Here is a 12075-nt window from a genome sequence, read left to right on the forward strand (position 1 = left end):
GCGTAGGGGCGGCGGGGGCGATCTCCTGCTGACGCGCAGTGAGCCACCTGCCCCACTCCCCTGGCCGACCCGGATCACCACGTGTTACCAAGAGCCATGCCAGTACATGAGGGACCCGCGCACGAGGGATCCACCCGCAAGGGAACCCGGCCCTACGACGCCGTGATCGTCGGCGGCGGCCACAACGGCCTGGTCGCCGCCGCCTACCTCGCCCGCGCCGGCCAGTCGGTGCTCGTGCTGGAACGGCTGGGAAACACCGGTGGCGCCGCCGTGTCCACACGCCCGTTCGCCGGAATCGACGCGCGGCTGTCGCGCTACTCGTACCTGGTCAGCCTGCTGCCCCGCAAGATCGTCCGTGACCTCGACCTGGACTTCCGAGTCCGAGGGCGCACGATCTCCTCGTACACGCCCGTGGAGCGCGACGGACGCCCCACCGGACTCCTCGTCGGCGGTGGCGAGCGACGCACACGGGAGGCGTTCGCACGGCTGACCGGCTCGGACCGCGAGTACGAGTCCTGGCAGCGCTTCTACGACATGACGGGCCGCGTCGCCCAGCGCGTCTTCCCCACCCTCACGGAACCGCTGCCCACCCGCGAGGCACTGCGCGCCCGCGTCGACGACGAGGACGCCTGGCGGACGCTCTTCGAGGAACCGATAGGCGTGGCCGTCGAGGAGCGCTTCACCGACGACCTGGTCCGCGGCGTCGTCCTCACCGACGCCCTGATCGGCACCTTCGCCGACGCCCACGACCCCTCGCTGCCCCAGAACCGCTGCTTCCTCTACCACGTGATCGGCGGCGGAACGGGCGCCTGGGACGTACCGGTCGGCGGCATGGGCGCCCTCACCGACGCGCTGGCCACGGCCGCCAGGAACGCGGGCGCCGTGCTCGCCACGGGGCACGAGGTACTGCGGATCGAGACCGACGGGCGGTCCGCCGAGATCACGTACCGCACGGCGGAAGGCGAGGGCACGGTCGGCGCCCGCCACGTCCTGGTGAACGCCTCCCCACAGGAACTGGCCGCCCTCACCGGTGACGAACCGCCCACCCCCGCCGAGGGCGCCCAGCTCAAGGTGAACATGCTGCTCACCCGGCTGCCCGCGCTGCGCGACAGCTCCGTCGACCCGCGCGAGGCGTTCGCCGGGACCTTCCACATCGCCGAGGGCTACGAGCAACTGGCGGCCGCGTACGCCCAGGCGGCGGCCGGGGCGCTGCCCGGGGCCCCGCCCTCGGAGATCTACTGCCACTCGCTCACCGACCCCACCATCCTCGGCCCCGGCCTCGTCGAACGGGGCTTCCAGACGCTCACCCTCTTCGGCCTGCACACACCCGCCCGGCTCTTCGCGCACGACAACGACGCCGTCCGCGAGGAACTGCTGAAGTCGACCCTCGCCCAGCTCGACGCACACCTCGCGGAACCGATCACCGACTGCCTGGCCTCCGACGCCGACGGCCGCCCGTGCATCGAGGCCAAGACCCCGCTCGACCTGGAGCACGGCCTGCGGCTGCCGGGCGGCAACATCTTCCACCGGGAGCTCTCCTGGCCGTACGCCGAAGAGGGCACGGGCCGCTGGGGCGTGGAGACCCGGCACCCGAACATCCTGCTGTGCGGCGCCGGCGCGGTCCGCGGCGGCGGGGTCAGCGGCGTGCCCGGCCACAACGCGGCGATGGCGGTGCTCGAAGACGCGGACGCCGCCGCGACGGGTCGGGAGCCACGGCCATGACGTCCCGGAGCGAGGACAGCAGACCCTTCGACTACGGCCAGGCGGAACGGCTGAGGACGTACGTCACCGAACGCGTCCTGGCCGCCCCCGACCCGCGCGCGGCCGTCGGCGAGTACATCAGGGCGATGATCACCTTCCAGCAGGCCAACAGCGTGCGCCTCGGCGAGCAGTGGGTCCAGAACTGGGAGGACCTGGCGACCCTCCTGACCGTGGGTCAGCGGACCGGTCACTTCCGGGAGTTCGACGCTCGTGTCATGGCCCTGGCCGTCGAGGGGGCCATCGACGCGGTGGTCGCGCACTGGCTCGACCACGTGGAACTCGACCTGGGCGCGGCGGCGGAGGAACTGGAGACATTCACCCTGAACGCCATCGAACAGCGCTAACGGGTCAACGCACCGCGTGGGCGGCTCAGTTGGCGGACGCCGTCCAGCCCGCGGGCTCGACGCGGGCGGCGTCCGCGGGCCGGGCCTCGTCGAAGACGACGGCACGCCCGTTCTCGACCCGCAGCCCGTCGACGTACACGCCCCGGCCCACATACAGCCGGTCGGTCGCGCAGCGCCAGCGCAGTACGGTCCCGGCCGAGCCGGGGAGGTCCGCGGCGAGCCGGTGCCAGACCCGGCCCGACCAGCCGGTGAGCGAGCCGTCCGAGTGCCGCTGTGGGGCCTCGCCCGGCCGTACGGTCGTGAACGGGACCGGCGTCCAGCTGTCGCCGCCGTCCGTGGACGCCTCCAGGAAGAGGGCGTCCGCCCGGGGCTCGGTGTCCCACCACACGGCGCACCGCAGCCGGGCGCCGTCGCCGCTCGTGTCGAGGGGCGGCAGGGTGAGGGTGGCCGTCGTGGCGGTCGCCATGCCGGAGAACCAGGACGTGCGGCCGCGGGCGGGGCGTACGGGGACGGCCCGCGCGAGGTTGTCGGCGGCGGCGACGCGCGGCGCCGAGCCCGAGCGCCAGGTCCGTACGGGATGCACCGAGTTGCCGAGGACGACGAGGAAGGAGTCGGTCGTCGGGTCCAGGACGAGCGAGGTACCGGTGAAGCCGGTGTGCCCGGCGGTGTGCGGGGTGGCCATCGCGCCCATGTACCAGTGCTGGTAGAGCTCGAATCCGAGACCGTGCTCGTCGCCGGGGAACTCCGTGTTGAAGTCGGTGAACATCAGGTCGACCGACTCCGGTCTCAGGATGCGCGTCCTGCCGTACGCACCGCCGTTGAGCAGCGTACGGCCGAGGACCGCCAGGTCCCACGCGCTGGAGAAGACACCCGCGTGCCCCGCGACGCCGCCGAACGCGAAGGCGTTCTCGTCGTGCACCTCGCCCCACACCAGTCCGCGGTCGAGGCCGGACCAGGGGGCGCGGGCGTCCTCCGTGGCGGCGATCTCCGGCTTCCAGGAGGCGGGTGGGTTGTAGCGCGTACGGTGCATCCCGAGCGGAGCGGTGATCTCGTTGCGGAGCAGGGCATCCAGAGTGCGACCGGTGATCTCCTCCAGGACGAGCTGCAGCGAGATCAGGTTGAGGTCCGAGTAGAGGTACTTCGTTCCCGGCGGGTCGATCGGTGCCTCGTTCCAGATGAGCCGAAGCTTTCCCTCGTACGTCGGCTCCTTGTAGAGAGGGAGCCACGCCCGGAACCCCGAGGTGTGCGTAAGAAGTTGACGGATCGTCATGTCCTGCTTGCCCGCGGCGCCGAACTCCGGGAGGTACGAGGCGACGGTCGCCTCCAGCGCCAGTGCGCCGCGCTCGATCTGCTGCACGGCGAGCAGCGAGGTGAACAGTTTCGACACCGAGGCGAGGTCGAACACGGTGTCCTCGGCCATGGGGATCTGCCGCTCGGCCGGGAACTCGACACCCGTGTCGGTCTTCTCGTCGTAGGCCGAGTAGCGCACCGCCATGCCGATGGGCTCGTGCAGCGCGACGGTACCCCCGCGTCCCGCGAGCAGCACGGCGCCCGCGTACCAGGGGTGCCTGGGGGAGGGACCGAGGAACGCCTCGGCGTCGGTGACGAGCCGACGCAGGTGAGCGGGCAAGAGTCCGGCTCGCTCGGGGGAGCCGTGGCGGAGGGTCGGATGCCGACCTCCCGTGGACGAGGCGGTTGCCGGCCCGGCGGGGAAGGGCAGGGCAACCAGAGCGCCCCCGACCGCCAGCACACGCCTACCGAGCTGACGACGGCTCGGCCCAGCCGCCGCGTCCCGTGCCGTTCCGGTCATCGAGAGGCCTCCCGCCGCGCCGAGTGACATCGCACTTCATGGTGACTCTTGCGGGAAGAAACCCTTGGGCCCGCTGTGAACCATGTCAAGCACCAGCGCGCCCCTAAAGGGGCGCGGGGAACGGCGCGACCAGCCACACCAGACCCGCAGTCGCCAATCCGACCCGAGAACCCTCCCCCTCAGGCGACCCACAGCAACAAAATCTGACGGCTCATCAGAAACCCCTTCCGTCGTCCGGAGGACTACGGCATCCTGCGCACCATGCAGACGGAGCTGAGCAAGAAACTGGGAGTCGAGCACGCCGTCTTCGGCTTCACGCCGTTCCCCGCCGTCGCCGCGGCCATCAGCCGGGCCGGTGGCTTCGGGGTGCTCGGCGCGGTCCGCTACACGGCCCCCGACGACCTCAAACGCGACCTCGACTGGATCGAGGCCCACGTCGACGGCAAGCCGTACGGCCTGGACGTCGTGATGCCCGCCAAGAAGGTCGAGGCCCCGAACAACCAAACACTGACCGAGGCCGACGTCGAGGCCATGATCCCGGACAGCCACCGGCAGTTCGTCAAGGACACCCTCGCCAAGTACGGCGTGCCCGAACTCGCCGAGGGCGAGGCCTCCGGATGGCGCATCACCGGCTGGATGGAACAGGTCGCCCGCACCCAGCTCGACGTCGCCTTCGACTACCCGATCAAGCTGCTCGCCAACGCGCTCGGCTCACCGCCGGCCGACGTCATCGACCGCGCCCACGAGCAGGACGTACTCGTCGCCGCGCTCGCCGGCAGCGCCCGGCACGCCCGCAAGCACGCGGAGGCGGGCATCGACATCGTCGTCGCCCAGGGCTACGAGGCCGGTGGCCACACCGGCGAGATCGCCTCCATGGTGCTCACCCCCGAAGCCGTGGACGCCGTGGCCCCGCTGCCCGTCCTCGCCGCGGGCGGCATCGGCAGCGGCCAGCAGGTGGCGGCCGCCCTCGCTCTCGGCGCCCAAGGGGTGTGGCTGGGCTCCATATGGCTGACCACTACCGAGGCCGAGCTCCCGTCCCCCAGGCTGATCGAGAAGCTGCACGCCGCCGGATCGGGCGACACCGTCCGCTCCCGCGCGCTCACCGGAAAGCCCGCACGCCAGCTCCGTACCGAATGGACCGACGCCTGGGACGACCCGAACGGACCGGGCGCCCTCCCCATGCCGCTCCAGGGACTGCTCTGTGCCGAGGCCGTCTCCCGCATCCAGAAGTACGAGGTGGAGCCACTCCTCGGCACCCCAGTCGGGCAGATCGTCGGCCGGATGAACAGCGAGCGCAGCGTCCAGGAGGTCTTCGACGACCTCACGCGCGGCTTCGAGAAGGCCGTCGACCGTATCAACCGGATCGCCGGAAGGAGTGACGGACAGTGAGCCAAGCCCCCCACGGCTTCTGGGCCCAGGCCACCGCGGACCCGGACCGCCCGGTCCTCATCGCCCCCGACGGCGAGGAGTGGACCGCCGGACGCCTCCACGCGGCCGCCAACCGTCTCGTCCACGGGCTGCGCGCGGCCGGACTGGAGCGCGGCGACGCCTTCGCGGTCGTGCTCCCCAACGGGGTGGAGTTCTTCACCGCGTTCCTGGCCGCCACCCAGGCCGGGCTCTACCTCGTCCCCGTCAACCACCACCTCGTGGGCCCCGAGATCGCCTGGATCGTCTCCGACTCGGGCGCCAAGGTGCTGATCGCCCACGAGCGGTTCGCCGAGGCCGCACGCCACGCCGCCGACGAAGCGAAGCTGCCCGACAGCCACCGGTACGCGGTCGGCGACGTCGAGGGCTTCCGCCCGTACGGCGAACTCCTCGACGGACAGCCGGAGTCGGCGCCCGCCGACCGCACTCTCGGCTGGGTCATGAATTACACCTCGGGCACGACCGGCCGCCCGCGCGGCATCCGGCGCCCGCTGCCCGGCAAGCTCCCCGAGGAGTCGTACCTCGGAGGCTTCCTCGCCATCTTCGGCATCAAGCCGCACGACGACAACGTGCACCTGGTGTGCTCGCCGCTGTACCACACGGCGGTCCTGCAGTTCGCGGGCGCGTCCCTGCACATCGGGCACCGGCTGGTGCTGATGGACAAGTGGACGCCCGAGGAGATGCTCCGCCTCATCGACAACCGGAAGTGCACGCACACCCATATGGTCCCCACACAGTTCCACCGCCTCCTGGCCCTGCCGGAGGACACCAGGCAGGCGTACGACGTGTCGTCCATGCGGCACGCCATCCACGGTGCCGCCCCCTGCCCGGACCATGTGAAGCGGGCCATGATCGAGTGGTGGGGGCACAGCGTCGAGGAGTACTACGCGGCCAGCGAGGGAGGCGGCGCCTTCGCCACCGCCGAGGACTGGCTGAAGAAACCCGGCACCGTCGGCAAGGCCTGGCCCATCAGCGAGCTCGCCGTCTTCGACGACGACGGCAACCGGCTGCGGCCCGGTGAACTCGGCACCGTCTACATGAAGATGACCACCGGCGGGTTCTCGTACCACAAGGACGAGACCAAGACGAAGAAGAACCGCATTGGCGACTTCTTCACCGTCGGCGACCTCGGCTACGTCGACGAGGACGGCTACCTCTTCCTCCGCGACCGCAAGATCGACCTGATCATCTCCGGCGGCGTCAACATCTACCCCGCCGAGATCGAGGCCGCGCTGCTCACCCACCCCGCCGTCGCCGACGCGGCCGCCTTCGGCATCCCGCACGACGACTGGGGCGAGGAGGTGAAGGCCGTCGTCGAGCCCGCCCCGGGCTTCCTGCCCGGCCCGACGCTCGCCGAGGAGATCCTGAGCCACTGCGCCCGTCAGCTCGCCGGCTACAAGCGTCCCAAGAGCGTCGACTTCATCGAGGCGATGCCCCGCGACCCCAACGGCAAGCTCTACAAACGGCGACTGCGCGAGCCGTACTGGGAGGGACGGGCCCGGACGGTGTGAGGCCGTATCCAGGTCATGGTGCTGTGTGTGGTGCCGCCCCATGGGGCGGCACCACACACCCGCGTGTCACACGCCTCAGCGGTGTTCGCTCACCCGGACGACCCTGAGCTTCGGCGAGGACAGGATGTCCTTCTCACAGAAGCGCGACGTCACCCACTTCTCACCGGAGAACAGCCGCGTCTGGTCGCTGTGGTGCGGCGAGTTCGGGTTCGACGACTGGGAGTACGTCAGGAGCGTCCGCGCCACCGGACAGCGACTGCCGTCCCAGCCCACCGCCTGGATGTGACTGGAGCCCGTCGAGACCTCCGTGTAGCCGCCGGCGGCCGCGTTCCACCTTCCCTCGATCTTGTTCCACACGCCGAGGGACTCCGTACCACCGGACACGGGGATGCGCTCGTCGCCGCGGACGACGAACTGGTGGCTGCCGAGCTTCGCGTCCAACGCGATGCCCGCCGCCCGCAGCTCCGCCACCGTGTCGGCGAGGGCCCTGGCGAAACCGGGCGCGTCCGTGTTCGGCGTGTTCGGGGTGCGCACCGGGTCCGCCGCCGAGAACGGCACCTTCCACAGCTGGGCCGCGGGCACCGCCTGCGTCAGCTTCCGCCAGAACCGGTCGAAGAGCAGTGCTCCCCGGCTGCCGGTGTTCATGGTGCGGTCCCAGGTCTTCAGTACGCCGCACGTCTCGGACACGTCAACGGCGGTGCCGTCACTGCCGGTTGCCGTACCGCCCGGCAGCGCCGCACACGCCCGTACCACGTCGGCTGCGGTCAGATCGGCGGCGGGCACCCGGTTGGCGAACTGCTGCCGCTGCAGGTCCCGTACGGTGAGACGGCCGTTCTCGGCCATCGCCGCCACATCCTCCACGGCACCGCGGGTACGCATCGACCGCTGCGTGCCGACCGTGCCGAAGACCCGCTCGTACCCGGTGAGCGGCTGGTCCGCGTTGGCCAGCCACGCGCTGTCGTTGGAGTTCTCCGCGTACGGCGCGTCCTTGAGGGTCGGCATCTTCGCCGGCCCGAAGACCCCCGGCTGGACGGCGTCGGGGTCGCTGCCGAGCGCACAGTCGCCGCGCGAGCCGTCGAGGATCGCGACACCCGACGCCGGATAGGTGGCCTTGCCCAGCGCCGTCGAGCAGCGTGCCGCCAAGTCGTCGGTGATGCGGGGAAGCACCTGCGACTGGGTGAAGAGGGAGTGCCCGGCGGAGTCCGCGGCGATGGTGTTCACCCAGGGCAGCCCCTGGTGCCGGGCGAGGGACTTCAGGACGTCTGCCGTGCCCCGCGCCTTGGCGAAGCCCAGTGAGGTGTCGGTGAAGCGCAGGTTCGCCGCGTTGGGGTCGCCCACCGCGTACGCGGTGGTGGCCGTCCAGGGCAGCGGCAGCTGGCTGCCGAGGGAGGTGACGACCGGGCCGTAGCGGGTCCACCACTGGGTGCGCGACACCGGGGTGCCGTCCTTCACCTCGACGGTCACGGTCCGCTCCGTCATTCGCTCCGGTTCGCCGTCCACCAGATACGTAGTCGGATCGGACGGATCCAGCGTCAGCTGATGGAGGTTCATGGGAACACCGGTCGCCACGGTGTGGCTCCACGCCACCTGCGCGTTGAACCCTATCTGGGTGATCGGCGAACCGAGCAGCGCGCCGCCGGAGACGTTCAGCTCGCCGGGGATCGTCTGCTGCGCCTGCCAGAAGCGGCGCCCGCCCTGCCACGGATAGTGCGGGTTGCCCAGCAGCAGACCGCGGCCGTTCGCCGTGGTGTCACCACGGAACGCGACCGCGTTCGACCCCATGTCCACGTCCGCCGCGAACAGTTCGCGCGCGGCCCGGGCGGCGGCCTTCGCGTCCGGGGCGCGGGTGGTGGCAGTGGAGCCCGTGGGCGGTTGCGCGGTGGTGATGGTGTCCACGAGCCGCCCCTGGCCGCCGAGCACGGCGAGGGCGTACGAACGCCGGGCCACGTCGAGCGCGGTGACCGGCCGCACCCAGGCGCTGTCCCGGCACGCCGGGTCGGTGATCCGGTTCTGCTTCAGCCAGGCGTTGTACCCGGCAGCCCAGCCCCGCATCAGCTCCTTGACCTGGTGACTCGGGCCGCGGGGCGCGGGCTCGGCGAGCAGCCGCTCCACGGTGCCCGTGTCCCGGACCCCACGGAAGTACAGGTCGCTGGTGAGGTTCCTGGTCGCGTCGGACAGGGAGAAGTCGGGTGCCGCGTCGGCACCGAAGTAGCGGGAGCGTTCGCCGCGCACGGTCACGAACCCGTCGGCGAGCACACACACCTGGTCGGCGGCCTGCGCCCAGCCGGTGCCGAAGCCCAGGTTCGCGTAGTCCTTCGCGACGATGTGCGGTATGCCGTACTCGGTGTACCGGATGGCGGCGGACAGACCGCCGTGGGACGGGCCCTGCCCGCGTCCCGGCTGGTCCGCGGCAGCCGAGGGCAGGACGGCCGAGGCCGTGAAGAGGGCGACGGCCGAGACGAGGAACTGTCTCAGACGGGTGCGCATGATGCCTCCCAACATCGTGGAGGAAAGGGACGGTTGAACTTTCCGTGGGTCCTGCGAGTGGTGGTGCCTGCGATCTTCCCTGAAGTGGACTCGGATGCCGCCAGTCGAAGTTGAGCCACTTCAGGCCATGTGCGCGGCGCGCTTGACCCTGCTCGCACGGCGCGACGAGGATCACGCCAAGGCAGGCGGGACGAAGGAGCAGGGCATGACGGTGGCGGCCGGTCGCAGCGTGACGGTGGACGGGGTGCTGCGGCGCAGCTCCCGGCGGACCCCCGCCCGCGTCGCGGTCCACTACGGCGAACGGTCCTGGACGTACGCGGAGCTGGAGGACGCCGTCTCCCGCGCCGCCCAGGTGCTGCGCGACACCGGACTCGCCCCTGGGGACCGCGTCGGCGCCTACGGCCACAACTCGGACGCGTACCTGATCGCCTTCCTGGCCTGCGCCCGCGCCGGGCTGGTCCACGTCCCCGTCAACCACAACCTGACCGGCGACGACCTGACGTACATCCTCGACCAGTCCGGCAGCGCACTCGTCCTCACCGACCCGCACCTGGCGGACCGACTGCCCGACTCCGTCCGCACCTTGGCGCTGCGCGACACCGACGACTCACTGCTCGCCCGTCTCGCCACGGCCGCCCCGTACGACGGGGAGGAGCCGCGTGCCGAGAACCTCACGCAGTTGCTGTACACCTCGGGCACCACCGCGCTCCCCAAGGGCGCGATGATGACGCACCGGGCGCTCGTGCACGAGTACCTCAGCGCGATCGCCGCGCTCGACCTCCAGGCGGGCGACCGGCCCGTGCACGCGCTGCCGCTGTATCACTCGGCGCAGCTGCACGTCTTCCTGCTGCCGTACCTGGCGGTGGGCGCCGAGAACGTCATCCTCGACGCACCCGACGGCGACACGCTCTTCGACATGATCGAGACCGGCCGCGCCGACAGCGTGTTCGCCCCGCCCACCGTGTGGATCGGCCTGTCCAACCGCCCCGACTTCGCCACCCGTGACCTGAGCGGACTGCGCAAGGCGTACTACGGGGCGTCGATCATGCCCGTGCCCGTCCTGGAGCGGCTGAAGGAGCGGCTGCCCAAGCTGGCCTTCTACAACTGCTTCGGGCAGAGCGAGATCGGTCCGCTGTCCATGGTGCTCGGGCCGTACGAGCACAAGGGGCGGATGGACTCCTGCGGGCGGCCCGTGCTGTTCGTCGAGGCGCGGGTCGTCGACGAGTCCGGCAAGGACGCGCCCGACGGGGAGCAGGGCGAGATCGTCTACCAGTCGCCGCAACTGTGCGAGGGCTACTGGGAGAAGCCGGACGAGACGGACAGTGCCTTCCGTGACGGCTGGTTCCACTCCGGAGACCTCGCCGTACGGGACGCCGAGGGGTACTTCACGATCGTCGACCGGGTGAAGGACGTCATCAACTCCGGCGGTGTCCTGGTCGCCTCGCGTCAGGTCGAGGACGTGCTCTACACGCACGAGCAGGTCGCCGAGGTCGCGGTGATCGGCCTGCCCGACCCGAAGTGGATCGAGGCGGTGACCGCCGTGGTCGTCCCCCGCGGCGAGGTGACGGAGGACGACCTCCTGGCCCACGCCCGCGAGAAGCTCGCCGGCTTCAAGGCGCCCAAGACGGTCCTGTTCGTGGACGAACTGCCGCGCAACGCGAGCGGGAAGATCCTTAAGCGCGAGCTTCGGGACCGGTTCGCGGAGGCCTGAGGACGGCCGCGCGCTCCCGTCCGGTCACACGTGCGCGAGTGTTCGGGCGCAGGTGGGGCCGCCGGGGCATAGGATCCCATCGAGACAACCAGCGTTCGAAGCGCGAACTGGTGTGTGCGCGCCCGGCCTTGGCCTCCAGGTTGTCCGTGACAGTTCATGCCTCGGCTGAGGAGACGGAGCCCATGACCGACCACGCGACCACGCCCGGACCAACGGCGAGACGGAAGATCGACACCTCGGTCCCGCACTCGGCCAGGATCTGGAACTACTGGCTCGGCGGCAAGGACAACTACCCCGTGGACGAGGAGGCCGGCGACGCGTACAGCGCCGTCTTCCCCGGCATCGTGACGATCGCCCGCAGCAGCCGTGCCTTCCTCGGCCGCAGCATCCGTCACCTGGTCGCGGAGGAGGGGATCCGGCAGTTCCTGGACGTCGGGACCGGTCTGCCGACCGTGGACAACACCCACGAGGTCGCCCAGCGGATCGCTCCCGAGTCCCGGATCGTCTACGTCGACAACGACCCGCTGGTCCTGGCGCACGCCCGTGCCCTGCTCCACTCCACCTCGGAGGGGGCGACCGCGTACGTGGACGCCAGCCTGTACGAGCCGGACCGCATCCTGGCGGCCGCCGCCGAGACGCTGGACCTCTCCCGGCCCACCGCTCTGATCTTCAGCGGCATCCTGGGGCACGTCGGTGACTACGACAAGGCGCGCTCCATCGTCAGCGGGCTCGTGGACGCCCTGCCGTCCGGCAGCTACCTGTCCGTCAACGAGGGTTCCCGGGGTACCGACCCGGACTACGAACAGGCCCAGGACGCCTACAACGAGACCGGCGCGGTCCCGTACTACCTGCGGCCCGTGGAACAGATCACCGCCTTCTTCGACGGTCTGGAACTGGTGGAGCCCGGTGTCGTCTCGGTGCCGCTGTGGCGACCGGAGGCCGACGGGCCCGTGCCGGTGCCGATCGGGCAACACGGGGGCCTGGGCCGCAAGCCCTGACGCGATTCCGCCCCCGCCGCCCCTACCC

General features: G+C 71.0%; 8 protein-coding genes. 6 read left to right on the top strand and 2 right to left on the bottom strand.

Features of this window, described 5'->3' with window-relative positions:
• The first annotated feature begins 96 nt into the window (after positions 1-96).
• Positions 97-1722 carry a phytoene desaturase family protein gene (locus FNH08_RS30995; RefSeq protein ID WP_152774840.1) on the top strand — a complete coding sequence of 542 codons (1626 nt, stop codon included), beginning with the start codon at positions 97-99 and terminating at the stop codon, positions 1720-1722.
• Positions 1719-2105, top strand: coding sequence for a hypothetical protein (locus FNH08_RS31000; protein ID WP_152774841.1), 387 nt, complete (start codon positions 1719-1721; stop codon positions 2103-2105). The genes FNH08_RS30995 and FNH08_RS31000 overlap by 4 nt, the downstream gene beginning before the upstream one ends.
• A gap of 25 nt (positions 2106-2130) precedes the next feature.
• Here the strand turns inward: FNH08_RS31000 and FNH08_RS31005 are convergent, their stop codons facing one another.
• Positions 2131-3915, bottom strand: coding sequence for a serine hydrolase (locus FNH08_RS31005; protein WP_194238673.1), 1785 nt, complete (start codon positions 3913-3915; stop codon positions 2131-2133).
• 261 nt (positions 3916-4176) lie between these two features.
• Here FNH08_RS31005 and FNH08_RS31010 point away from each other — a divergent pair, with 261 nt between their 5' ends.
• Together FNH08_RS31010 and FNH08_RS31015 are read left to right on the top strand one after the other, a co-directional pair.
• The gene (locus FNH08_RS31010; RefSeq protein WP_152774843.1) at positions 4177-5304 is read left to right on the top strand and encodes an NAD(P)H-dependent flavin oxidoreductase; all 1128 of its coding nucleotides are present in this window, start codon (positions 4177-4179) and stop codon (positions 5302-5304) included.
• On the top strand, positions 5301-6851 hold the full coding sequence (locus FNH08_RS31015; protein ID WP_322725811.1) for an acyl-CoA synthetase: 1551 nt from the start codon (positions 5301-5303) through the stop codon (positions 6849-6851). Before FNH08_RS31010 ends, FNH08_RS31015 begins: the two co-directional genes overlap by 4 nt.
• Before the next feature lie 75 nt (positions 6852-6926).
• Here FNH08_RS31015 and FNH08_RS31020 read toward each other — a convergent pair whose 3' ends face one another.
• On the bottom strand, positions 6927-9338 hold the full coding sequence (locus FNH08_RS31020; RefSeq protein ID WP_152774844.1) for a penicillin acylase family protein: 2412 nt from the start codon (positions 9336-9338) through the stop codon (positions 6927-6929).
• Positions 9339-9543: 205 nt separating this feature from the next.
• On the opposite strand from FNH08_RS31020, the gene FNH08_RS31025 reads away from it, so the two are divergent.
• Positions 9544-11049, top strand: coding sequence for an acyl-CoA synthetase (locus FNH08_RS31025; protein ID WP_152774846.1), 1506 nt, complete (start codon positions 9544-9546; stop codon positions 11047-11049).
• A 182-nt stretch (positions 11050-11231) separates the two neighbouring features.
• Entirely contained in the window at positions 11232-12047 is an 816-nt protein-coding gene (locus tag FNH08_RS31030; protein WP_152774845.1) for an SAM-dependent methyltransferase, read from the top strand.
• Positions 12048-12075 lie beyond the last annotated feature (28 nt).

This window comes from Streptomyces spongiae, from assembly GCF_009377185.1.
GTDB classification, from domain to species: domain Bacteria; phylum Actinomycetota; class Actinomycetes; order Streptomycetales; family Streptomycetaceae; genus Streptomyces; species Streptomyces spongiae.